Here is a 22168-nt window from a genome sequence, read left to right on the forward strand (position 1 = left end):
GTCTTCTCGTTGGGGTCTGTTCTGAACAGTGTATGGCTCAGTCTAGGAGGCGTGCCGGACATCCGGTGTCACCGCCAAGCCGGTTGGGCGGGAACTACAGTATGTCCGCGACTTTCGATACTGTGGGTGCCATGACTGAAACTGCAAAGAAGGTGCTCCTGGCGGCTCCCCGCGGCTACTGTGCCGGCGTGGACCGTGCTGTTGAGACAGTGGAAAAGGCGTTGGAGAAGTACGGCGCCCCTATCTACGTGCGCAAGCAGATTGTGCACAACCGGTTCGTTGTTGAATCCCTGGCTGAGCGTGGTGTCATCTTTGTGGAGGAGGCTTCCGAAGCCCCCGAAGGCGCTCACCTTGTGTTCTCTGCACACGGCATCGCGCCGAGCGTGCGCAAGGAGGCACAAGAGCGCAAGCAGCTCACGCTCGATGCCACCTGCCCGCTGGTGACCAAGGTTCACAAGGAAGCTCAGCGCTTTGAGCGCGATGGCTACCAGATCCTCCTTGTCGGCCACGAGGGGCACGAAGAGGTCGAAGGCACCGCTGGTGAGGCCCCGGACGTTACCCACCTCGTGGATGGTCTGGAGGGCGTCGACAAGCTGCCCGATTTCCTGCATGAGGAAAAGCTCATCTGGCTGTCCCAGACCACGTTGTCGGTGGATGAAACCATCCAGATCGTCAATAAGCTGCGTGAGCGCTTCCCGCATCTGGAGAACCCGCCATCAGATGACATTTGCTACGCCACACAGAATCGCCAGGAGTCGGTCAAGGCCATTGCTCCGAAGTGCGATCTCATGATTGTTGTGGGCTCCGAGAACTCCTCGAACTCCAAGCGCCTCGTCGAGGTCGCTTTGGAGGCGGGCTCTAAGACCTCACACCTAGTGGACTTTGCCTCGGAGATCGACGAAGCCTGGCTCGAAGGCGTAAACACCGTTGGCGTGACCTGTGGTGCGTCCGTGCCTGAGCTGCTCGTCCGTGAAGTGCTGGAGTTCCTCGATGAGCGCGGCTACAACGATGTTGAGCAGGTGACCACCTCTACGGAGACCATTACCTTCTCCCTGCCGCGCGAACTGCGTCCGGCACGTACGGCGCGTTAATCCTCGTCGTAGAGATTTTCTTCCAGCGGCTGGGAGGACCGCTGGGAGCGCTCCCGCGCACGCCGCGCATTCTCCGCTGATTCGGCGGCAGCGCGGCGGAAATCTTCTCGCTCATCCGCATCGGGGGAAGCCTGTCGGCGCTTCGCGCGTTCTTCAGCTTGAATCCGGCGACGTTCTTCACGGTCGCGCTCACGGACTCGGCCTGAGCCCGTGGCCTCACGGGCAAGGAGTTCTGCTACGGACAGGCGCTCGGAGCGGCTCCGGCGATCGGACGCAACTTCGGCGCGGCGCTTTTCTTGGGCTTCCGCCTCAAGGTCCTTCGCGTGGCTATCGCTGCGCCACAGGCGCAGAACTGCAAGTAGCGCGCAGGCCACAACCGTGACGATGAGCACGGGGAAATGCTGCAATAGTGGGAAAGCCGTGGTGAGAATCGCAGTCTTGGAAAAGGGCGAGGCCCCTTCCGGCAATCCAGCAGTGGAGTTGATGAACCCGCCAACCACGGTTCCTAATGCGTACAGCAGCGGCAGGGAAATTACCGTCATGTAGAGGCCGCGAGTTTCCACCAACCAGGTGACAGCCAGCGAGCCGAGTCCAAAAATCAGGGCGAAGGGCAGCCCCACGCTGCCCAGAATGCCTGAGACCGCCAAGGCCACAAGCGTAACGACGAGCGCGACGAGGAGTGCTCGGCTAAGCGGCATCCCGCGGCGGGGAGGGCGGCGACGATTTTTGGCTACAGACACGCCCAGAAAGCTTACCGGGGTTGGTGACCAAAACGTTATTCATTCTGGGCGCGCCGCGGCCAAGAACCAACGCTGCGCGGTTCCACCGGCAGGCGGTCAACGCGGGCTGGAACATCCAGATCCTTGAGCCGCCGCGCGGTAACCCCGACGCGAGAATCCAAACTGGCCAAGCTTGCGTTATAGGCTTCCACCGCGCGCTCGAGTCCGCGGCCCACCTTGTCGTAGTGCTCGTTAAGAGTGTTCAAGCGCGTATAAAGGTCGCGACCCAAACGCTGGACTTCGCGGGCCTTATCGGAGATTTCCTCGTGCTGCCAGCTCACCGCGACGGTGCGCAAGAGGGCAAAGAGGGTGCTCGGGGTGGCGATGACGGCGTTGCGCTCGAAGGCGAACTCCAGCAATTCGGCGTCGATAGACAGGGCAGCGTCGACGAAGGTATCGGCGGGGACAAAGAGAACCACAAATTGTGGGGTGGGGGAGAAGGCCTCGATATAGTCCTTGGAGGCCAACGCCTGCACGTGGGAACGCATGAGGTGCGCGTGGCGCCGGAGATACCCTGCCCGCTCCTCTGGGTCCTCGGTCTCCATTGCGTCGAGGTAGGCACTGAGAGGCACCTTCGCGTCCACGACAATGCTGCGCCCTCCGGCCAAGTGAATGACTAGATCAGGGCGTACCAGCGATCCGTTGATGCGGGCGCTGACTTGGGAATCAAAGTCGACGTGTTTGCGCATGCCGCCGAGCTCAACGACGCGCTCTAATTGCACTTCGCCCCACCGCCCGCGGACATTGGGGGAGCGCAGCGCGCCGACCAGCTTGTCCGTGCGATCCGACAGGCGTGTTGAGGTACGAGTTACCGCTTGGACCTGGCTGCTGAGTGCTGCGAGTGAGGTCGCTCGATCTTCCTCAATTTCCTGGATCTGTAGGCCTAGACGGTCCATGGCCTTCTCCAGCGGAGCGAGCTCTGCTTGGCGGCGCTGGGACTCTTGCAGGGCGCGATGCTCCTCTGAAGGCTGGGCGGATTGCGCTGAATAGGCGCGGGCTAGCCAGCCCAATGCGGCCCCAATGATGAGGCCGAGGAAGAGGAGCACTACGGGGAGGGAAGACGTCATGCCTGTCATCATGGCATGCGTCCCGGACATGAAGAATTAGTCTTTGCCCTTTGACTGCAACATCTGTTCGAGAGCGCTAATTGCGCGCTTGATCCCCGCTCGTGCTCCTCCATCGCGCTCACTGAAGTCCGCGTCAACGTCGACATTCGCCTCGAGCTTTTGGTCGAGAGTGCTCGTGCCGTTGTGGGCGACGTCTTCGGCCGCACCTTCGGGTGCGGCGTGGTCGGGGATGGACAGCCACTGCTCGCGCTTGTGATCGCCCTGTTGCTGCGTGTAGCGCCCGATGAGGAAACCAGCGACAGTTGAAAACTCCAAGTCCTCGGCGGTTCTCTCGCCTGACTGGAGCATCATCATGTCCTGGAAATAGCGGTAGACCACCGCGATGGTCGCTGCGGCCGGGACGGCGAGGAAACCACCGATAAGGCCGAAGAGTGCGGAACCTACGGTCACGGAAATCAATACGATAACCGGGTGCAGGTTCATGGCCTTTGACTGCAGCCACGGGGAAAGCACGTTGCCCTCGAGCTGCTGGACCAGCAGTACCAGGCCAAGCACTAGGAGTGCCTTGGTGAAACCCAAGGAGACCAGCGCGATGGTCACGGACAGTGCGCCGGCCACGATCGCGCCGACGAAGGGGATGAATCCGGCGATGAACGTGATGATGGCCAACGCCATGGCCAAAGGTACACCGATGAGTGCCAGGCCGAGGCCGATAAAGACAGCATCAACGGCGGAGACGACAGCCTGTGCCCGCACGAAACCACCCAACGTGCTCCACACGCGGGTCAGCAGCTCAGTGAGGTGCCAGCCGGTCCGGCGGCCCGTGGCCTGGCGCAGCCAGGGCAGGAAGTTGTGGCCGTCCTTCAGGAAGAAGAAGGTCAGCACCACGATGATGAAGAGTGTGACCACGATGGAAGTCGCCGTGCCAATGCCGGTGAATACGGAGCCCGCGATGGATCCTGCTTGGCGCTGTAGCCACAGGGCGATTTCATCGATGTAGCCGCCGATCTCATCCGCGTCGAGGTTGAGCGGCGGGCCCTGTGCCCATAGCTGCAAGCGCTGAATGCCCTCTACCGTCTGCAGATACAGTGTCTGGGACTGCCGCGCGAAGTCCGGTGCGATGAACATAAAAAGAGCGCCCACCGCAGTAAAAGACACCAGAATGGTCACTGCCGCAGCGAGAGCTGAGGGCAGTCCCTTGCGCCGCATGGCGCTCGCAATGGGGGCAAGCACAGTGCAAATAATCAGCGCTATGAGAACGGGCAGGATGCCGCGCCAAAAGTTGCCCAGCATGCGGAAGGAGGCATACAGGAATATCCCGATGATGGTCAGGCGGAGTGCCCACAGCGATGCGGACTTGATGACCTCGCTGACGACCACGGAGCGATCCACCTGGTTGCCGGGCGGGTGCGGAGAGACAGCGTTCAGCGAAGCAGCATCGACGGAGTCATCGAAACGCCCGCCGAGCGCTGCCTCCGCGGCGGCGAACTCAGAGGAAGAGGCGTTGGGGGATGGCTGATCAGAACTCACCCCACCATCTTGCCTCAAAAGATTCGGGGTGCGTTAGGATTGGCCCCGTGAGTCTTACACTTGGAATCGTCGGCCTGCCCAACGTGGGCAAGTCCACTTTGTTTAATGCCCTGACCCGTTCTGACATCTTGGCGGCGAATTACCCGTTTGCCACCATTGAGCCCAATGTCGGTCTTGTTGAGCTTCCCGATTCCCGCCTGAACCGCCTTGCGGAAATCTTCAGCTCCGAGCGCATCCTGCCGGCCACCGTGTCCTTCGTGGATATCGCCGGCATTGTGGAAGGCGCTTCCAAGGGCGAAGGCATGGGTAACGCCTTCCTCGCCAACATCCGTGAAGCTGACGCCATCTGCCAGGTGGTTCGTGCCTTCGCTGATGAAAATGTGATCCACGTCGACGGTGAGGTCAACCCGGCGCACGACATCTCCGTTATTAATACTGAGCTCATCCTCGCGGACCTCCAGACCATTGAGAAGGCCCTGCCGCGCTTGGAAAAGGAAGCCCGCAAGAACAAGGACTTGGCAGAGACCGTGGAGGAGACCAAGAAGGCCCAGGCCATCTTGGAGGATGACCGGACCCTCTTCGCTGCTTCCAAGAACAACGAGATCGACCTCGCGCTTCTGCGCGAGCTGCACCTCATGACCGCGAAGCCCTTCCTCTACGTCTTCAACTCGGATGAGGCCGTGCTCACCGATGACGCCAAGAAAGAGGAGCTGCGCCAGCTCGTCGCCCCTGCGGAATGCGTCTTCCTCGATGCCCAGACCGAAACCGACCTCCTGGAGCTCGATGAGGCGGAGGCACTGGAGCTGCTCGAGTCGGTGGGCCAGGAGGAGCCCGGCTTGGCGACGTTGGCCAAGGCCGGCTTCGCTACCCTCGGCCTGCAGACCTACCTGACCGCAGGTCCGAAGGAAGCCCGCGCCTGGACCATCAAGCAGGGCTCCGCTGCGCCGCAGGCCGCGGGTGTTATCCACACCGACTTTGAGAAGAAGTTCATTAAGGCCGAAATCGTCTCCTTCGATGACTTGGACGCCGCCGGCTCCATGGCGGAAGCCCGCAATGCTGGCAAGGTGCGCCAGGAGGGCAAGGAGTACATCATGCAGGACGGCGACGTCTGCGATTTCAAGATCGGCGGCTAACTCGTGCGCTCATAGCGCGTAGGCTGTGGGCATGAGTATTGCCCACATCCTAGATCGCGCAGCAGAGGTCACGCAGTGGCAAGAAGCCCTCTACAAGGATTTGCACCAGCATCCTGAGCTCAGCATGGAGGAGGAGCGCACCCGCGGTGTTATCGCGGATAAGCTCCGGGAGTTTCCAGGAGTTGAGGTGCTGGAATTCGGCGGGGGAGTCGTCGGCATCCTCCGAAACGGCGAAGGCTCGACGGTCCTAGAGCGCGCCGATTTCGACGGCTTGCCCATCACCGAGGACACCGGCTTGGACTACTCCGCTACGGGCGAGGCAATGCATGCCTGTGGCCACGATGCCCACGTGGCCGGGTTACTTGGCGCCACCGAGGCGCTGGCCAAGGCGACCGATGCGTGGTCCGGTACATTCGTCGCGCTTTTCCAGCCGGGTGAGGAAACCGCGGAGGGCGCGCAGTCCATGGTGAATGCAGGGCTCACCGATAAAGTCCCCACGCCTGATGTGGCCTTTGGCCAGCACATCTTCATTGATAAGAATGCCCCAGCCGGCAGCGTGCTGATTGCGCCCGGCCCAGTCTTGTCTACAGCAACCTCGCTCACCGTCACCGTTTATGGTCACGGTTCCCACGGCTCGATGCCGCACCTCAGCGTCGATCCTGTGGTGCTGGCCAGCTCCATCGTTCTGCGGCTGCAAACAATTGTCTCCCGTGAGGTCGATCCGCACCAGTTCGCCGTGTTGACCGTTGGGGCACTGCAGGCGGGCTCGAAGGCAAACATCATCCCGGACTCGGCGACCCTGCGCATCAACATCCGTGCTTATGATGAGGATGTCAGGGCTCAAATCGTTGAGGCGATTCACCGCATTGTGAAGGCAGAGTGCCGGGCAGCGAGGTCCCCGTGCGAGCCAGAGTTTGCGCAGAGTGATAATTACCCCCTCACCGTCAACGATGAAGACGTGACTGAAAAGGTGCGCGCGCAGCTTATCGACGTCCTCGGTAGCGACAATGTTCTCGACATGGAGCCGTGGACGGCGTCCGAAGATTTCTCACGCATCCCCGATGCCTTTGGCGCTCCCTATTGTTTCTGGGGCTTCGGCGGGCGTACCGATGGCGCATCAATTCCCAACCACAACCCGCGATTTGCTCCGGAGCTGCAGCCGACGCTCACCACGGCGACGCAGGCTCTCATCGCCGCTGCTTACGCCTATCTGGGTAATCAGCGTAAGGATGTCCTTAAGGAGTAGCTGGGGTCCGCTTGGCGATGATGGGGCGGTCGACATGCTGCCCGCGCACCCAACTCGAAAGCGTTCGGGTGTAGCGACGTGGTAGGCGAGTTCTCTCCGGGGGTGGCGAACTCGTCAACATCGCGTTAGGCTGGCTTCTCCATTCGATAAAAGGAGGTCACCTAATGGCTGAACTTGATAATAAGACTATTGCAATCATCGCTACCGATGGTTTCGAGGACTCCGAGCTGACCTCTCCGCTGGAGGCAGTCAAGAAGGCCGGTGCTACCGTATGCGTGCTTGCTCCTGAGGCAGGCAAGATCACCGGCAAAAACGGCACCGAAATTGATGTTGATGCCACAACCGCCGCTTCTACCGGCGAGGCATTCGACGGCATCATTTTGCCAGGTGGTACCGATAATGCGGATATGCTCCGGCTGGACAAGTCCGCTGTAGAAATCGTGCGCAATCACGTCACCGAGGAGCGTCCGCTGGGCGTTATTTGCCACGGTGCTTGGATCCTGACCGATGCCGATGTGCTCAAGGGGCGTACCCTTACTTCTTTCCCCAGCCTGCAGACCGACCTGCGTAATGCCGGCGCTACTTGGGTAGACGAAGAGGTTCACTGCGACCAGGGTCTGGTTTCCTCCCGCACCCCGGACGATCTCCCGGCCTTCAACGCTAAGTTGGTTGAGGAATTCGCAGAGGGCCAGCACTAAACCTTATCTTTACTAAAGCCGCGGGTGCGCAACCCGCGGCTTTTTGCGTCTTGCTTCCGCTGTAAGGCCTCTATAATGTTAGATATTCCTGAAGGGGAGTAGTTCCCTCGGATACTTTCCGAGATGCCTGGTCGACATACTGGCTTTTCCGCCCGGCCAGCCAGCGTTTGCACAGCCTGCGGCGTGAACGAGACCTTCGGTCCGCACCCGAACCGAAGGAGTTTTAACTTGTCTTCTCTTAGCTCAGAGCAACTGCTGCTCGAGCGCTTTATGAAGCTCTCCATCGCCGCCGCCGTCGTCACCATTGTGCTCAAAGTGATTGCTGCCGCGGTGACGGGGTCGGTGGGCTTCCTTTCGGATGCTCTCGAGTCCGGTGTCAACCTAGTCGCCGCAGTGGTGGGATTCATCGCCATCAAGATTGCCGCCAAGCCCGCGGATGCGAACCACCAGTTTGGTCATGGCAAGGCCGAATATGTTTCCGCGCTGGTGGAAGGTGCGATGATTTTCGTCGCGGCCGCGATGATCATCTACACGGCCATCCGGCGCCTCTTGCACCCGCTGCCGCTCGAGCAACCAAGCGTGGGTCTATTGCTGTCGCTGATAGCCGCGGTAGTGAACTTGGTAGTAGGCGTGATGCTGGTCCGCGCAGGTAAGCAGTACCGTTCTTCTACTCTGCAGGCGGATGGCCAGCACCTGCTTACCGACGTCTGGACCTCCGTCGGCGTCATCGTCGGCATTGGGGCAGTGGCGTTGACAGGCTGGCTGTGGCTGGACCCCGTCATTGCGCTTGCCGTGGGCATTAACATCCTGTGGACCGGGTACAAGCTGCTCAAGGAATCCTTGAGTTCCCTTTTGTCGGAATCCTTGCCCAAGGAGGAGCATGCCCAGCTGGACGCGCTTCTCAATGAGCTGGAGGACCACCACCAGGTCTCCTTCACCTCGCGCCGCACAGTGGCAGCGGGTCGTCAGCGCCTTGTGTACCTGACGATGGACGTGCCCGGCGAATGGACGGTGTTGCACTCGCACACCATCGCCGACCGTATCGAGGACGCCATCGACGAGCTTTTCTCCGGTGCCGAGGTGTTCATCCACGTTGAACCAGCCGGCACGGTGCACCGCCGTGTCCTGCGGATGTTGTAGATTACCTCGCGTACCGCAGGCTTGCGACCCCGCGTCCGCCCTCCATGACCCACGGCCAGCTGAGGCCGTTCTTGGTAAGGACATCATCGCGGATCTCATCGGGAACGATCCATTCCTTGTGCGCATAGCCCAGAAGGTATTCATCAAAAGCGGGGAGCTCGAGGCGGATTTTGAGGGCTGCATCGATCTCGCCAGCTGTGACATCCTCCTGCCAGGGGGCCATCCAGAAGTCCTGACCATCGTGGCGCATAGGTCGAGCAACCGCCGATGTCAGTGCCTTGGCGGCCTGGGATTTGCTGAGCTTGGACCATGTTTGGAGGTCGGCTGCGGACACTGGGCCGTGCCCTTCGACATAGCGCCGGGCCAGCTCAGCAAGCGGTTCCTCCGGTTCACGCTGGACGGTAGGCAGCGCGTCGACGTGGAGGAAAGTCTCTTGGCTGCCAGCTTTCGGGCCCTGCACGAGGTCGCCGGCACCGCCGAAAGCGCGGAGTAGATGGGAGCCCCTGCCTTCAGTGGGATCAACACCAGCTTCAGCGAAAAGCTCATAGACCTGCGCGCGGGTTAAAGGTGATGTCGCTGCGTTGTGAAGGGCCTCAGAGCACGTCTCAAACATTTCTTCGCTGAGCCCTAGACTGGGCCGCCGAGACTTCTGGCTGGAGGCTACGCGCGGGTAGAGCAGGCGGGACATCCAGCGGACGTCGGCAGCCGGCATGAAATGCAGCGTGCCGCGCTGCGGCCAACAGCGCACCACGCGAAAGTGAGAAATGTCTTCGAGTACCTTTTGCTCATCGCAGCCGGCGCGAAGAGAAAGCGCTCTGATGCCGGCATCGTAGGTCTGGCCTTGGAGGGCGAGGAGATGTTCAGCAACATCGAGGGCCGACGCCAGAGTCGGCCGCGCGGCCGATGGTGCAAGGCCTTGAGCGATGAGCCGACGGGCGAGAAGCTCGTCGCGGGTAAGTTCCTTCATAGTTGTTTTGATGGCGTTTAGAGCCGGAAAGTCTTCATCAGCTGCATGCCGGTGGAGACCAGCTGGCGGAAGCGCTCCGGCGAGATGTACTCCGAAGGCGCAAGCGGGTGCAGGCGCTGCTCGGCCACGGTGCGTTCGTTGGCCCACAGGCGCATGCCGGTAATGCCGTGGCGGTGGTTTAGGCCAGACTCTTTGACGCCGCCACCGGGCGCGGCGATCGAGCCATAGGCGGCGGCGAAGCCCTCATTAATGTTGACCATGCCGGCCTCCAGCTGGGAGGCGACTTTCCACGCGCGGCGGGAGTTTCCGGACCACACGGAGGCAGAAAGGCCGTAGGTGGTGTCGTTGGCGAGCTGGATGGCCTCGGCGTCGGAACTCACCGCATAGACTGCGAGGACCGGGCCGAAGGTTTCGGTGGCATAGAGATCCATCTCTGGGGTCACACCAGTCAGCACGGTGGGCTCATAAAAGTATGGACCAAGGTCCGGCCGGGCCTTTCCTCCGTAGACCACGGTGGCGCCCTTGGACACGGCATCCTCCACGTGGGCTTTAACGGCATCGAGCTGGCGTTGCGAGGTCAGCGAGCCGATGGTGGCGGCATCGGAGAAGGCCGCGCCGAGCACCTGCTGGTCCAGCGCGTTCTGAAGTTCTGCGAGGAACTCCTCAACGACGCTCTCGTGGACATAGGCGCGCTCGGCGGACATGCACAGCTGCCCGGAGGAGGAAAATGCGGTGCGCACGGCACCTTGGGCGGTGGGCTTGAGGGGGGCGTCGTCAAGCACGAGCATCGGGTTCTTGCCGCCCAACTCCAGCATGGTGGGGATGAGGCGCCCCGCAGCCTGGGTGGCGATGGACTTGCCGGCCTTGGTGGAACCAGTAAAGGAGAGGCCATCCACCAGCGGCACGAGGGCATCACCCACCTCCGCCCCGCGGCCGGGAACCAGCTGCCAAGCGGCCTCCGGAAGGCCCGCCTCGATGGCTAGGCGTCGCAGAAGGATCGCCGTCAGCGTGGTCTGAGAATCCGGCTTGTGCACCACGGCATTACCGGCCGAGAGTGCTGCCAGAACATCGCCCACACCGAGGGACAGGGGATAGTTCCACGGAGAGATAAGCCCCACTACACCCAGTGGGTAATGCTGGGTGCGCGTCTTAGTCAGCACGGGAAGCGCGCCGGGGTGGCGGTCTGCGCCGAAAGCCTTGCGGATATTGACCGCGTAGAAGCGCGCGCAGTTATACAGATCCATCAGCTCGTCATAGGCATGGGAGCGGGACTTGCCGTTTTCTGCCTGGATGAGGTCGAGGATGAGCTCCTCGTTCTCGTGAACGAGGTCGTGCAGGCGCAGCAGGATGGCGGCGCGGTCACCTTGCCCAACGCCGGCGCGCGCATAGTTGACGGCCTTCTCGACGTCCCCCGCGGTGGCGACAGGGAAGCTAAAGAGCTCCTCACCGGTAAATGGCGCATGAGCCTGGTGCTGCTCACCCGTGCCGCAAACATCGCGGGTGGGGTCCGTGTCCAAGAAATTGAGCACTCGCTGGGGCAGACGGGTCTGAGTGAAGGTCTTCATGCGGTCTATTGTCCCAAAAATATGCGATGGCGCTATACATTTTTCGAGATTTGTCTCACAAACTAAATTAATCGTGGTTAGGATGACGCTATGCCAATCCTCGCGACTACTCCACAGGCCCAGGTACGCGCGGCCGTTGAGCCGCTCGTCAGATCTGGAGAAAGCCCAGCGCCCGTAGGCGTCATCGACCTCGCTGCATTCGACTACAACGCTGCACAAATGCTGACCCGCTCCGGGGGACTACCCATCCGCGTGGCCTCGAAGTCAATACGCAGCGTGGCAGCACTTCGCCGCGCCCTCGAGCACGAGGGCTACCGCGGCATCCTCGCCTATTCCGTTCCAGAGGCTCTGCATCTGGTGGAAGAGGGCTTCCGTGACATCGTGGTGGCTTATCCGAGCGTCAATCGGAAAGCCTTGCGTGAGCTCGCAGCGGATGACATTGCGCGCGAGTCCATCACGATCATGGTGGACAGCGTAGAGCTCCTCGGCCTGCTGGAGGGAACCCTGCGCGTGGCCATCGATATTGATTGCACGCTCCACCTGCCGGGTGCGGTTATCGGCCCGCGGCGCTCGCCCGTGCGCACGCCGGACCAGGTCTCGGTACTGGCGCGCGAGATTCTTCGACGCGGGCACCGGCTTGTCGGACTCATGGCCTATGAGGGGCAAGTGGCATCCGTCGCGGATGGCCTGCCAGGTCCGGTGGGGGCGGTCAAGCGCTGGCTGCGCACCAAGTCCATGGCGGATTTGGCCCCGCGGCGCCGAGCCTGCGTGGAGGCAGCGCGGGAGGTGGCGGACATCGAATTCGTCAACGGCGGCGGCACGGGCAGCCTCCAGGAATCTGCGGCCGAGGGAACCTTGACCGAGCTGGCCGCTGGCTCCGGTTTCTACACGCCAGCGATCTTCGATGACTTCACCGGCATCAACCACAAGGCGGCAGCGTTCTTCGTCTGCCAGGTCTCCCGCGTTCCCGCGCCGGGCTGGGCCACGGTCAACTCCGGAGGCTGGATTGCCTCCGGGCCGCCCGCCAAGGATCGCGTTCCGCTTCCGGTGTGGCCGGCAGGGCTGAGTTATTCCAGCACGGAGGGTGCCGGTGAGGTGCAAACCCCGCTGCATGGGGCTGACCTGAACGTCGAGGACTTGGTGTGGTTCCGCCACGCCAAGGCCGGCGAAATGACAGAGAACGTCGACCGTCTTTTGGCCGTTGGGAATGACGGCGTTGATGTATGGGACACCTATAGAGGACAAGGATGGACACTCCGATGACAACCACATTTAGCAATTGGGCAGGGTCGGTCACCACGAAACCGCAGGAGCTTGTACAGCCCTCCCGCATAGACGAGATCCCCGGAATCATTAGTCGCTCCCGCAGCGTGCGTGCGGTGGGCGCCGGCCACTCCTTCACTCCCATTGCGGCGGGGGAGGAGACGATGCTCAATCTCGATCACGTGAGTGGGCTGGTGAGCGTCGATAAGCAGCGCAAGCGCGTACGGTTCCTGGCGGGCACTCGATTACGTGATGTCCCAGCCCTTCTGCGCCCCTTTGGCCTTGCCCTGGCTAATCAGGGCGATGTGGACCCGCAATCGCTGGCGGGCGCAATATCGACCTCGACCCACGGCACCGGCATCAATTACACGGGCTTTGCGGGCACGGTTACTGGGCTGACGCTTATCGACGCCGACGGCAACACCCGCACCTATTCCATCGACGAAGACCCAGAGCTCCTTCGCCTCGTGGTCGTCAGTGTGGGCGCGCTCGGCGTGGTTGTCGAAGTTGAAATGCAGTGCGTGGATGCCTTCGACCTGCTGGCGGAAGAATCCGGCATTGCCTTCGACGAGCTGATGGATAATTGGGAAGAGCTCTCTAGGGACGTCGACCACTTCGAGTCCTACTGGTTCCCGCACACCGACCGGGCGATGGTCAAGGCCAACACGCGCCTCGAACCGAACGGGGAGCGCCGCTCACGTCTCAAAGCGCTTATCGACGACGAGCTCATCGGCAACGGCGCCTTCGCCGCCGCCCTGACGCTGGGGCGTCTTATTCCGGGGACTATCCCGATGCTCAACAAGTTCGCCACCTCGGTCATTTCTCATAACCGCTACCGTTCCGCTGCTCACGATGTGTTCGTCAGTCCGCGCCGGGTTCGCTTCCACGAGATGGAGTACGCAGTGCCGCTTGCCGACGGCCCCGCCACCGTCCGCGAGATCCGCCGCTTCATCGACGAACAGGACTGGCGTATCGGGTTTCCGATGGAGCTGCGCACGACGGCCGCGGATGACGTTGCGCTGTCGACGGCATCGGGCCGCGAATCGATGTACATTGCATTCCACATTCCGCGTGCGCTCAACCCGCAGGACTACATGCCGAAGCTGGAGCCCATCTTCCGTGCAGCGGGTGGGCGCCCGCACTGGGGCAAAATGAACTCCTTGTCCCGAAACGACTTTGCTCAACTTTATACAAGATTTGATGAGTTCTGTCAGCTACGCGAGAATATGGATCCGGAGTGGAAGTTTGGTTCGCCCTACCTGCGGAAACTGTTCGGATAGGGGCGTCGTCAAGCGCAGTGCATTTCCCAGAAAGGATTCGAAAGTATCTCTGATATTTGGTAGCGTGTGGAAGTCTTAATTCCATAACACTGCTGAAGAAGGTGTCTCAAACGTCCTCTGAATCCCAGTCCCTCATTACGCCGACATTCGTGTTTGCATGGTTGGTCAATTTCGCCCAATTTTCGGTCTTCTATCTGCTCGTGACCATCATGGCGCTGTATGCCGTCGAGCAGTTTCAGGCTTCGGATACGGCGGGCGGGTTTGCCTCAAGCGCCTTCGTGGTGGGGGCGACGATTGCTCGCCTTTTTTCGGGCTACATTGTGGATGCTGCTGGGCGGAAGCGCTCGCTGGTTGTCTCCCTCATCGTGGTCACTGTGGCGATGGCGCTGTATTTCCCAGCTCAGTCACTGCCGCTGTTGTTTGCTGTCCGTATCTTGCACGGCTTCGGTTATGCGGTGGCCTCAACGGCTGTGATGGCCGTGGCGCAATCGGTGATTCCTGACCATCGCCGCGCTGAGGGAACCGGTTACTTCGCCCTAGGGACGACACTGGCCACTGCTTTTGGTCCGGCGGCAGGTCTAGCGATTGTCCACAATGCTGGCTATAACACCGTGTTTCTGGTGGCGCTGACGCTGACGGTAGTGGCCATGGGCTTGGGGCTCATCGTCAAGGCGCCGGCGCAGGAGCGTCGAAGCGTCTCCTTCTCCTTGGGTAATATCGTGCACCCAGCGGTCGCGCCATTCGGTGTCTTCATCCTTTTGGTCGGTGTTGCTTATACGGGCATTATTACCTTCCTGAATGGCTATTCCGCTCAAGCCGGTCTGGAAAAGGGGGCTAGCTACTTCTTCTTGGCTTATGCGGTGGTGAGCCTCATCCTGCGCTTTGTGCTGGGTAAGCTGCAGGACCGCCGCGGTGACAACATCATCATTTATTCCTCGCTCGTATTCTTTATTGCCGGCTTGGCAGTCCTGGCTTCGGCTGTTGCTGATTGGCAGATTATTGCGGCGGGTGCCTTGGTGGGCATTGGATATGGCTCCATCCTGCCGGCAGGTCAGGCTATCGCTGTGCGTCTGGTGCCGATGCATGAGATGGGCGCGGGCATCTCGACTTTCTTCTTGCTGCTGGACCTAGGCATTGGCTTCGGTCCGATTCTGCTGGGGCAGGTTATCTCCGCGACGGGGTATTCCGCCATGTATTGGATGCTGGCGGCTTTGTTGCTGGTTGCTTCGGTGGTCTACTTCTCTGTTCACGGGCGCAAGGACATCGCGCGCGGTGATGTGCGGTACGAATAAATTACTTACTGGCGTCGCGCTTCCCGACGCCCAGTAGAACCCCCTCGCCCCACGTGCCACCGACACCGCGCGTGGGGCATTAATCGTTTCCTCTGGTGAGCGCTGCTGGTTGAGGTTCGAACGCATCACCTAACTCGTGATGGTTACCCCCGTTTGTAGTAACGACTTGACGTGAATTCATTGCTGGCTATAGCCATACGGGTTATGTGGTACTACAATTACGGTTAGAACACAGCTTCTAAACCAGTATCTGTCTCGGGGGAGACTTCCATGACCACCGCCGCCGCCACACGTCCTTCAACCGCTTTCTTTTCCATCACCAACCCCAATAATCCACACGCCATAGCCCGTGCGGCAGCCCGCCGTTCCATTTATGACACCTGGCAGGCTGCCATGCCCAGTCTGCAGGCAGACATCAACACCACCGCTTTAAGCTTGGTGGCTGCCTGGTCACTACCGGAAGGCCACATCAAAGCAGGCCTGCGCGCTATCCACCGCCTTGATAGCCTGCCGAAAGTCAAAGCCATACAAGACACCCACTGCCTGCTCGACATCGAGTCCTTGATTGCCATTGATCAGCCCATGTCAGCACTAACAGCCCTAACGGATGAAACCCTGGATCTCATCGACACCGTCCTCGCCGACTTCTTCACCCCAACCAAGGCGAATCAGGCTTTTCCTACCCGCAGCCAAATCAGACGCAAAGTCCGCGACCTCTGTAAAACCCTGGATGACTCCATCGCCTTTCGCGACACCCGCCCGAAAGATGCGTACCGCTTCTCCTCGAATGGCACCACCGCCTGGCTAGAACTCCAAGTAAAAGAAGATACTGGCATAAAACTCGATGCTTTCATCCGCAAAACCGCAGCCCAGCACGACCTGACAATTCCTGAAGCCGTCATCAAACTTTTAAGCGGTGAAATAAAACCACCAGCTACCGTAGTGCTACACACCTACCAAGCCTGCGATATTGAGAATGCTCCAACCTATGTTGAAGGCTTCGGCTGGCGGCAAGAGGCCATGCCGCATGATAAAACCCGGGACTTAACCGGTGATATTCCCGAAGCAGACGGCTATCAACCAGGAATCATCATGCGCAAGCATGTGGAAGGACGCGACGGGACCTGCCGAGTCGGCGGCTGTGAAGAACCCGCCTTTCTTACTCAACTCGACCACCGGCATAACTGGGCCGATGGTGGGCCAACCCATCCGAAGAACCTGGCATGCCTATGCCAAGGCCATCACAATATGAAAACTGATGGCACCTTAAAATACCTGCTAGATCCCTACAGTGGGGATGTCATCTGGCTTTTCGTCGACGGTACCTGGACCATCACCGAAGCAGAAGGACCACTAGCACCTAAACAGAAACGCTGGGCACAAACAGTCGCCCAACATATCACCGCCACCAGGAAACGCATCCGCGAAGAAGCCCAGCACCTCAAACAAGAACTCGACGACTACGCACAACAAGCCAAAGCCAAGGCCGAAGCCCAGACCGACACCGACAGCGGCGAGGACATCCCCTTCTAAAACCTGAGTCGTCGTCTCAAACGACGAAAAACTCAAAGCACACCCCTTACAAGGATTCAACCCAGACTCGTCGTCTCAAACGACGACACCCCCACAGTCCAGGAAGACCCAGAAAGAAAGGTAAACCCCAAGAACACACCCACCGTCGTCACAGACGACGACCCCAAAGCACCAAGTACCGAGCTTTATGTTGCGACCGGCTATTTGGTAGCAGTGTCGTGACTATCTGGTAGCGCTTCAGTGAGTATCTGGTAGCAGCTCAGGGCGCTCGGGATGATACTTCCGGTAGCCGCACCACTCGGGTGCGGCGCGTACTGGAAGGAGTCCGCTGATGACGGATTACCGTGCGGTGATGACGCTGCTGATTAGGAAGCGTTCTTACCGCCAGATTGAAGACCAACTCGGGTGCTCGCACCGCGCGATTTCCCGAGCGAACCAAGCGCTGCGAAGCCTTGGCTTGACCACTGCCCAGCAGGTCGCGGCGTTGACGAATGACGAGCTGGACGAGATATTCGTTGACAAGCGCAGTAGCGGGCAAGGCGAGTTCGTCCCGATTGACTTTGACGCGGTCGTCAAAGCACGCACAGGGCGTGTGAAGCAAACACTGCAAGTATTGTGGGCTCGGTACACCACGATCCCCGCCCAGCCGGGTCAGCGTCACTACAGCTACGACCGGTTCCGCCAGTTGGTTGCTTCCCATGTCGATGCGGCCGGGCTTACCGCCCGGATCACCCATGCACCAGGGCATACGATGCAGGTGGATTGGGCGGGGACCAAGATGTGCCTGTACGACCCTGCGGGCACACCGGGTGCGAAAGTCAGCATTTTCGTTGCCGCGCTGCCGTATTCAGGGATGCTGTTTGCCTGTGCGTGTATTGACCAGCGGCAACAGTCCTGGCTTGATACCCACCGTCAAGCGTTTGACTACTTTGGTGGGGTCTGCCAGGTTGTTGTCCCCGATAACGCGTCGACGGCATCAAACGCGATCAGCACTGCCGATAGGAATCGGAAGGTCAACGACACTTACCAGCAGTTCTTGGAGCACTACAACACAGCAGCACTTCCTACGCGCGCGCGTCGGCCGAAGGATAAAGCGAATGTGGAAGCTGCGGTAAAGATCGTCACACACAAAGTCATCCACGCCCTTGAAGGCCACCAGTGTGTTGACTTGGACGAGCTCAACGGAAAGATTGTGGACTTAGTCGATGCAATCAACAGGTCCGTGCCGTTTCGCAGTCAGCACATCAGCCGCAGGGATCTCTTCGAAGAACACGAGCAGCATCTCCTTGCTGACCTGCCGACAACCCCATGGCAGCACACCGAGTGGAAGCGCGCGAAAGTGGCCCCTGATTTCCATATCACGGTTGCAACGGTGCGCTACTCCGTCCCGCATCAGCTTGTTGGCCGCACTGTCGATGTGCGCATCACAGGCCAGGTCTTGACCGTCTTTGATCAGGGGACGACCGTGGCAACCCACCAGGTTTCGCATAAGCGTGGGGCCTATGTCACTGACTATGAGCACATTCCATCTGGAATGGACTCCACCCGTGGACTGTGGACTAGTGACTACTTTTATCGCGAAGCCAGCAAAACCGGCCCGGCAACACGCAAGGTCATCGAAGAACTCATCGCGGCGAAAGCCATCCCGGCCCAGGCGTACCAGTCTTGCCGAAATGTGCTTTCGATGGGCAAACACGGCAACAAACCAATCCTGGAAGAGGCATGCCAGCGCCTGACCGCCAACGACGGCAGCCGACGGGCGGTGTCATATACCGCAGTCAAAAACATGATGGCCGCCATACGCAAAGAACACGCCACCCGGCCCCGCGGATTAGACCAGGCCCCGCGTAGCACCACAACCGCCCAGCCTGTAGCCGCTGACCGGGATACCACCGGCGCGTTTCTCGGCGGTGCAGACCAGTTCAGCATGGACAACCTCGCAAAGAAAGGAAACTAAACCCCTTGTCATCACCAACCCCGCCAACAGATCGCTTCCTTGACGAATCCGTCCTGCCCGACTTCACCGCGCTGCGGATGACAGCCTTTGGCAGAAGCGTCATCGACATCGCCAACGATCCCGCATTCGACACATGGACGTTTTCCCAAAAGGTGCTCTACGCACTTGATAAAGAAGTCGCGGCCAGGCGCGAGCGACGCATCAACAAACTGCTGAAAGCATTCCGATCTCCAAACCTTGATGCTTGCCTTGAAAACGTGGTCTGCACGCCTGACCGCAACATCAACCCCGAGCAAGTCAGCAGACTCGCTCACGGACAATGGTGCCACCTGGGCCAAAACATTGTCATCCTGGGCAAATCCTCAGTCGGCAAAACCTACCTCGCCCAAGCCCTGATCACAGCAGCATGCCGCAAAGACTACTCCGCACGGTTCTACCGCACCGACATGCTCGCCGCCGAACTGGCAGTCCTCCAACCCGATGACCCTAAACGGCTGAAATTCATCCAGCACCTCCACGACGTCGATGTCCTAGTCCTCGATGACTTCCTGACCACACCTGTTGATGCCGCGACTGCGCACCAACTTCTCAACATCCTCGCCGGCCGTGAAGGCAAAGTCTCAACGATAGTGACCTCACAATTCACCCCACTGGAGTGGTACAAGTCCATCCCCGACGCCGTGATCTCCGAGTCAATCCTCAACCGACTCGTCTCCGGCGCCGAGATCATCACACTCGAAGGACCAAACATGCGCCTGAACACCAACGCATAACCACCAACAACGCCTGAGTGAGACACCGCTACCGGATACTCACTCAGGCGCTACCAGATACTCACCACACCGCTACCATTTCAGTCTTCTGAACAGCTTTAAACTAACACCGTCGAAAAGAACGACGAGGAAGGTCCTTCGATTGGCGCAGAAATGCCAAAGCCTCCCTTCACGACTCGTGCGTGTCAGGAAGGCTTGGGGCGGGAAGAGTTATGCAGTCGTGTTGACCGGCTGGCTCTCGAGCTCGTCTGCGTCCTGGTCCTCGTTCATTATGTGTGAGACTCCGTTACCAGCAGCGTCCCAGACGGCTTCGTCTTGAATGCCGGCGCGCTTGGCCACGATGGTGGCACACAGCGACTGACCGGTGACATTAACGGCGGTGCGGCCCATGTCAATGATGGGTTCGATGGCCAGCAAGAGACCCACACCAGCGAGCGGAAGGCCCAGCGTGGAAAGCGTCAGGGTCAACATGACGGTGGCGCCTGTTGTGCCGGCTGTAGCTGCGGAACCAATGACGGAAACGAAGATGATGAGAAGGTACTGGGTCGGGGAAAGGTCAATTCCGTAGAACTGAGCGATGAAGATGGCGGCGATGGCCGGGTAGACGGAGGCGCAGCCGTCCATCTTGGTGGTAGTGCCGAGCGGGATGGCGAAGGAAGCGTATTCGCGAGGCACACCCATGGCTCTCTCCGTAAAGCGCTGGGTCACGGGCATCACGCCCATCGAGGAACGGGTGACGAAGCCGAGGGAGAAGACTGGCCATACGCGCTTGTAGAAGCCAACAACCGGGATCCGATTGAAGACGAGCACGGCGGGGTAAACCACGAAGATGACGAGTGCAAGGCCCACATACATAGCGAGGACGAACTTGCCCAAGGAGCTAAGCGCATCCCAGCCATACGTGGCCACGGCTTTACCGATGAGGGCGGCGGTGCCAATCGGGGCGAGGCGGATGATCCACCAGAGGACCACCTGAATGACCTTGAGGAAGGACTCAGTAAAGCGCAGGAAGGGATCGGCTGCCTTACCAGCCTTGACCGCGGCGATGCCCAGGGCCAAGGAAATAACAAGGAGTTGAAGGGCGCCGAAGCTGAGGGAGACTTCGCCGTCGCTAAGCGAAGCCTTGAGTCCAAAGAAGTTGGCGGGGACGAGCTGCTGGAGGAAGGCGGTCCAGGAGCCAACGTTGGAGGGATCGGCGGCGGTGGAGGCGTCGACAGTCGTGCCTACGCCTGGCTTCATCACGAGGGCGACGAAGATGCCGGCCAAGACTGAGAAGAAGGCCGTGATGGCGAACCATACGAGGGTGGAGATTGCCAGCGAGGCGGCGTTAGCCACTTTGCGCAGGTTGGCAACCGAGGTGACGACGGCCGCGAAGATGAGCGGCGGGACCATCACCTTGAGCAATTGGACGTACGCGCCGCCGACGCCGGACAGGGTATCGGAGAGCCATTCGGACTCCATGCCGGAAGCGATGAAGCCGAGGATGAGGCCGATAATGAGGCCGGCGATGACCTGGGCGCCAAAGCCGGTGGCCCACGAGGGCAGCGTGCGCGAGGATGCGCGGGAGGAAGTGTCGGACACGAGATTTTCCTTCTAGACAGTGTTGTATAGAAATGGACCAAATGGTTCGGTAGATTTATACCGATCGGTTCACTAGAACTTATAACACCGTACGCTGCCCAGAAATTCCCCTGCAAATTATGGGATGCGCTTAGTCCACTCTTCGTTGAGGAATTTGGTGTCGACGAGGCGCCGGGCGGCGGCTAGGGAGTCGTCGGAAAGCTCAGCGTCGACGGCGCCGTAGCGGGTGGCGAACTCGCGTGCCATGGTGTCGATGATTTCCTCGCGGGGCACGCCGGTCTGGCGGCGCAGCGGGTCCACACGTTTCTTTGCGCTGGCCAGGCCCTTGGAGGAGACCTTGACCTTGCCGATGCGCAAGACTTCCATCATCTTGTCCGCATCGATGTCATAGCTCATCGTGGTGTGGTGGAGCACCGCACCTTTGCGGCGCTTTTGCGCGGCACCGCCAATCTTTCCGCCGTCCGAGGTGATGTCATTAATCGGCACGTACCAGGCGTTGACGCCAAGCTTGCCAAGTGCCGCGAGTACCCATTGGTCCAAGTACTCGTAGCTGGCCTCGTAGGAATAGCCGGCCACGAGCGAGTCCGGGGCGTACAGGGAATAGGTCACGCAGTTGCCGCCCTCCATGAACATCGCACCGCCACCGGAGATTCGACGCACCGGAATGATGCCGTGCTTGTCGACGCCCTCCTGGTCCAACTCGTTGGCATAGGACTGGTAGGAACCGAAGACGACGGCGCGGTCTTCCCATTCCCAGAAGCGGAGCGTGGGCCCGCGTTTTCCTTCCGCAACTTCGTTGAGAAGGACCTCATCAAGTGCAACGTTTACTGGGGTGGGCAGAACCCCTGGGCGCAGGATTTCCCAGCTGTGGTCGGTGAAGTCGGTGCCGCCAGACAGCGCGCGCTTGACTGTAACCGCAAGGTGGTGGGTATCGAATCCGTGGAGGGCCACGGGCGAATCGATTCGCGCAAGGGCGGCGTCTAGGCGGGACTGGATGTCCTCGGTGCTGGTGGCAGTAGTGATGCCGACCAGCGCTGGGGCTAGTGCCTCGTAGGCTTCCTCAGGTTCGAGGAAGAAATCGCCGGAGACTTTGGCCGCGGTGACGGTGCTATTGGTATCAATGTCGAGATCGACGACGAGTAGTTTGCCGCCGGGGACTTTGAGTTCGAAGTGTTTAGTTTGGTTCATGGTGTTCAGGGTACTCAGGTATGGCGGTGTGACGATTGGGGGAGTAGACCATTTAATGAACTCGGAAACTGGGGCGGGGGTAGCT

18 protein-coding genes are annotated in these 22168 nt (G+C 60.1%); 11 read left to right on the forward strand and 7 right to left on the reverse strand.

What is annotated here, in order from left to right:
• Nucleotides 1-131: 131 nt before the first annotated feature.
• Entirely contained in the window at nucleotides 132-1091 is a 960-nt protein-coding gene (locus CAURI_RS04980; protein WP_029158857.1) for a 4-hydroxy-3-methylbut-2-enyl diphosphate reductase, read from the forward strand.
• On the opposite strand, the gene CAURI_RS04985 is transcribed toward CAURI_RS04980, so the two are convergent.
• Genes CAURI_RS04985 through CAURI_RS04995 form a run of 3 tightly spaced genes read right to left on the reverse strand, consistent with a single transcriptional unit; the run spans nucleotide 1088 to nucleotide 4467 of the window.
• Nucleotides 1088-1831, reverse strand: coding sequence for a DUF6542 domain-containing protein (locus CAURI_RS04985; protein WP_236660833.1), 744 nt, complete (start codon nucleotides 1829-1831; stop codon nucleotides 1088-1090). The two genes, CAURI_RS04980 and CAURI_RS04985, sit on opposite strands and share 4 nt — an antisense overlap.
• Before the next feature lie 35 nt (nucleotides 1832-1866).
• Nucleotides 1867-2967: a DNA recombination protein RmuC gene (locus tag CAURI_RS04990; protein WP_010187323.1), complete on the reverse strand. Its 1101-nt coding sequence runs from the start codon at nucleotides 2965-2967 to the stop codon at nucleotides 1867-1869.
• Between the two features lie 6 nt (nucleotides 2968-2973).
• Nucleotides 2974-4467, reverse strand: a complete 1494-nt coding sequence (locus CAURI_RS04995) for an AI-2E family transporter (protein WP_010187321.1) — start codon at nucleotides 4465-4467, stop codon at nucleotides 2974-2976.
• Nucleotides 4468-4514: 47 nt separating this feature from the next.
• Between CAURI_RS04995 and ychF the strand changes: the two genes are divergently transcribed.
• From ychF to CAURI_RS05015, 4 genes are all read left to right on the forward strand, one after another.
• Nucleotides 4515-5600, forward strand: coding sequence for a redox-regulated ATPase YchF (ychF, locus tag CAURI_RS05000; RefSeq protein WP_010187319.1), 1086 nt, complete (start codon nucleotides 4515-4517; stop codon nucleotides 5598-5600).
• A gap of 31 nt (nucleotides 5601-5631) precedes the next feature.
• Nucleotides 5632-6846, forward strand: coding sequence for an amidohydrolase (locus CAURI_RS05005; protein ID WP_010187317.1), 1215 nt, complete (start codon nucleotides 5632-5634; stop codon nucleotides 6844-6846).
• Between the two features lie 164 nt (nucleotides 6847-7010).
• On the forward strand, nucleotides 7011-7544 hold the full coding sequence (locus CAURI_RS05010) for a type 1 glutamine amidotransferase domain-containing protein (RefSeq protein ID WP_010187315.1): 534 nt from the start codon (nucleotides 7011-7013) through the stop codon (nucleotides 7542-7544).
• A 228-nt stretch (nucleotides 7545-7772) separates the two neighbouring features.
• On the forward strand, nucleotides 7773-8684 hold the full coding sequence (locus CAURI_RS05015) for a cation diffusion facilitator family transporter (protein WP_010187313.1): 912 nt from the start codon (nucleotides 7773-7775) through the stop codon (nucleotides 8682-8684).
• A gap of 1 nt (nucleotide 8685) precedes the next feature.
• Here CAURI_RS05015 and CAURI_RS05020 read toward each other — a convergent pair whose 3' ends face one another.
• Both CAURI_RS05020 and CAURI_RS05025 read right to left on the reverse strand, forming a co-directional pair.
• On the reverse strand, nucleotides 8686-9651 hold the full coding sequence (locus tag CAURI_RS05020; RefSeq protein WP_010187311.1) for a winged helix DNA-binding domain-containing protein: 966 nt from the start codon (nucleotides 9649-9651) through the stop codon (nucleotides 8686-8688).
• Nucleotides 9652-9668: 17 nt separating this feature from the next.
• Complete coding sequence (locus CAURI_RS05025) at nucleotides 9669-11216, reverse strand: succinic semialdehyde dehydrogenase (protein ID WP_010187309.1); 1548 nt, start codon at nucleotides 11214-11216, stop codon at nucleotides 9669-9671.
• Between the two features lie 90 nt (nucleotides 11217-11306).
• On the opposite strand from CAURI_RS05025, the gene CAURI_RS05030 reads away from it, so the two are divergent.
• From CAURI_RS05030 to CAURI_RS05055, 6 genes are all read left to right on the forward strand, one after another.
• Nucleotides 11307-12479, forward strand: a complete 1173-nt coding sequence (locus CAURI_RS05030; protein ID WP_010187307.1) for an alanine racemase — start codon at nucleotides 11307-11309, stop codon at nucleotides 12477-12479.
• Nucleotides 12476-13759 (forward strand): D-arabinono-1,4-lactone oxidase, encoded by a 1284-nt coding sequence (locus CAURI_RS05035; RefSeq protein ID WP_010187305.1) that lies wholly within the window; start codon nucleotides 12476-12478, stop codon nucleotides 13757-13759. The genes CAURI_RS05030 and CAURI_RS05035 overlap by 4 nt, the downstream gene beginning before the upstream one ends.
• A gap of 101 nt (nucleotides 13760-13860) precedes the next feature.
• On the forward strand, nucleotides 13861-15051 hold the full coding sequence (locus CAURI_RS05040; RefSeq protein ID WP_010187303.1) for an MFS transporter: 1191 nt from the start codon (nucleotides 13861-13863) through the stop codon (nucleotides 15049-15051).
• Between the two features lie 270 nt (nucleotides 15052-15321).
• Complete coding sequence (locus tag CAURI_RS05045) at nucleotides 15322-16584, forward strand: HNH endonuclease signature motif containing protein (RefSeq protein ID WP_010187302.1); 1263 nt, start codon at nucleotides 15322-15324, stop codon at nucleotides 16582-16584.
• Nucleotides 16585-16915: 331 nt separating this feature from the next.
• A complete protein-coding gene (gene istA / locus CAURI_RS05050) occupies nucleotides 16916-18541 on the forward strand; it encodes an IS21 family transposase (RefSeq protein ID WP_012714971.1) in 1626 nt (541 codons plus the stop codon).
• 5 nt (nucleotides 18542-18546) lie between these two features.
• On the forward strand, nucleotides 18547-19314 hold the full coding sequence (locus CAURI_RS05055) for an ATP-binding protein (protein ID WP_012714972.1): 768 nt from the start codon (nucleotides 18547-18549) through the stop codon (nucleotides 19312-19314).
• A 210-nt stretch (nucleotides 19315-19524) separates the two neighbouring features.
• On the opposite strand, the gene CAURI_RS05060 is transcribed toward CAURI_RS05055, so the two are convergent.
• On the reverse strand, nucleotides 19525-20895 hold the full coding sequence (locus tag CAURI_RS05060; protein WP_010187297.1) for a dicarboxylate/amino acid:cation symporter: 1371 nt from the start codon (nucleotides 20893-20895) through the stop codon (nucleotides 19525-19527).
• 117 nt (nucleotides 20896-21012) lie between these two features.
• Nucleotides 21013-22083, reverse strand: a complete 1071-nt coding sequence (locus CAURI_RS05065; RefSeq protein ID WP_010187296.1) for a lipoate--protein ligase family protein — start codon at nucleotides 22081-22083, stop codon at nucleotides 21013-21015.
• Nucleotides 22084-22168: the final 85 nt, after the last annotated feature.

Source organism: Corynebacterium aurimucosum ATCC 700975, from assembly GCF_000022905.1.
Lineage (GTDB): Bacteria > Actinomycetota > Actinomycetes > Mycobacteriales > Mycobacteriaceae > Corynebacterium > Corynebacterium aurimucosum_F.

Excerpts from the sequence above, each read along its gene's own strand:
- CAURI_RS04980 (WP_029158857.1), top strand. The coding sequence starts at position 132 with ATGACTGAAACTGCAAAGAAGGTGCTCCTGGCGGCTCCCCGCGGCTAC.
- CAURI_RS04990 (WP_010187323.1), bottom strand. The coding sequence starts at position 2,967 with ATGTCCGGGACGCATGCCATGATGACAGGCATGACGTCTTCCCTCCCC.
- CAURI_RS05005 (WP_010187317.1), top strand. The coding sequence starts at position 5,632 with ATGAGTATTGCCCACATCCTAGATCGCGCAGCAGAGGTCACGCAGTGG.
- CAURI_RS05010 (WP_010187315.1), top strand. The coding sequence starts at position 7,011 with ATGGCTGAACTTGATAATAAGACTATTGCAATCATCGCTACCGATGGT.
- CAURI_RS05020 (WP_010187311.1), bottom strand. The coding sequence starts at position 9,651 with ATGAAGGAACTTACCCGCGACGAGCTTCTCGCCCGTCGGCTCATCGCT.
- CAURI_RS05025 (WP_010187309.1), bottom strand. The coding sequence starts at position 11,216 with ATGAAGACCTTCACTCAGACCCGTCTGCCCCAGCGAGTGCTCAATTTC.
- CAURI_RS05030 (WP_010187307.1), top strand. The coding sequence starts at position 11,307 with ATGCCAATCCTCGCGACTACTCCACAGGCCCAGGTACGCGCGGCCGTT.
- CAURI_RS05035 (WP_010187305.1), top strand. The coding sequence starts at position 12,476 with ATGACAACCACATTTAGCAATTGGGCAGGGTCGGTCACCACGAAACCG.
- CAURI_RS05045 (WP_010187302.1), top strand. The coding sequence starts at position 15,322 with ATGACCACCGCCGCCGCCACACGTCCTTCAACCGCTTTCTTTTCCATC.
- istA (WP_012714971.1), top strand. The coding sequence starts at position 16,916 with ATGACGGATTACCGTGCGGTGATGACGCTGCTGATTAGGAAGCGTTCT.
- CAURI_RS05065 (WP_010187296.1), bottom strand. The coding sequence starts at position 22,083 with ATGAACCAAACTAAACACTTCGAACTCAAAGTCCCCGGCGGCAAACTA.